Origin of the sequence: Ornithinimicrobium sp. CNJ-824, from assembly GCF_001942405.1 — a bacterium.
Lineage (GTDB): Bacteria > Actinomycetota > Actinomycetes > Actinomycetales > Dermatophilaceae > Ornithinicoccus > Ornithinicoccus kibberensis.
The window spans coordinates 1-1,196 of record NZ_MKKA01000057.1; the positions used below are offsets into that span (position 1 = coordinate 1).

Consider the following 1,196-nt stretch of genomic DNA (forward strand, 5'->3'; position numbering starts at 1 on the left):
CCGGAGTTCCGCAGATAGTAGGCATTCAAGGCCGTTCGTGAGCCTGCAAACCGCGTAACCACGCGGATCGGACGTCGCCCAAGGCCGAAATCCTGTAGGCACACGACTGTCGCGTGTCGCTGCTGTTACAGCGGCTGAACGTGGTTGACTGTGGGCATGTACCTGCGGGAGACGCGGCGCACGAACAAGGACGGGACGGTCGTGTCCTACCTGCAGCTGGCGCACAACGAGCGGCACCCGAAGACCGGCGCCTCGACCGCGAAGGTGATCCACAACTTCGGCCGGACCGACCTCGTCGACAAGGACGCCCTGGCCCGGCTGGTGTCCTCGATCTCCCGCATCCTGGACCCGGAGCAGCAGGTCGCCCTCTCCCCGCAGGGCGGCGCCGCCGGCGAGCAGGTGGAGGTCATCGACTCCCGCCGGCTGGGCGGTGCCTGGACCCTGGACCAGCTGTGGGACCGCCTGGGCATCGGCGCGGCGATCCGCCGGGCCGCCACCGGCCGCCGGCTGGACGCGCACGCGGTGGAGCGGGCCTGCTTCGCCCTGGTGGCCAACCGTGCCCTGGAGCCGTCCTCGAAGCTGGCCGCCACCAAGTGGGTGGGGCAGCGGGTCGCGATCACCGGCCTGGGCGAGCTCGGCGAGGACGCGGCCTACCGGGCGATGGACTTCCTCCTCGAAGCCCTGCCCGAGATCGCCGAAGGGGTGTTCTCCTCGGTCGCGACCCTGCTGAACCTGGACCTGGACATCGTGTTCGTCGACACCACCTCCACCTACTTCGAGACCGACCGGCCCGACGAGCTGCCCGAGCTGGCCGAGACGGTCGGCGACGACGGACTCAGGAAGCCGACCGAGTCCGGGGCCCGGACGTTCGGGCACTCCAAGGACTTCCGCGGCGACCTTCCCCAGGTCGTGATCGCGATGGCCGTCACCCGCGAAGGGGTCCCGGTGCGGTGCTGGACCTTCGCCGGCAACGAGCCCGACACCACGATCATCCGCACCATCAAGGACGACCTGGCCGGGTGGAACCTGCACCGGATGGTCTGGGTCGCCGACCGCGGCTTCGCCTCGGCCACCAACCGGGCCTACCTGACCAAGGGGGGCGGGCACTACATCCACGCCGAGAAGCTGCGGCACACCAACAAGGAAGCCGCCGCGGCGCTGGCCCGGGCGGGCCGGTACCGGACGGTCGCGGGCAA

General features: G+C 70.3%; 1 protein-coding gene. It reads left to right on the top strand.

Annotation, left to right across the window (positions count from 1 at the left end; translation table 11 throughout):
* Positions 1-156 precede the first annotated feature (156 nt).
* The coding region (locus BJF81_RS13825; protein ID WP_143780867.1) for an IS1634 family transposase at positions 157-1,196 on the top strand (1,040 nt) is incomplete at its 3' end.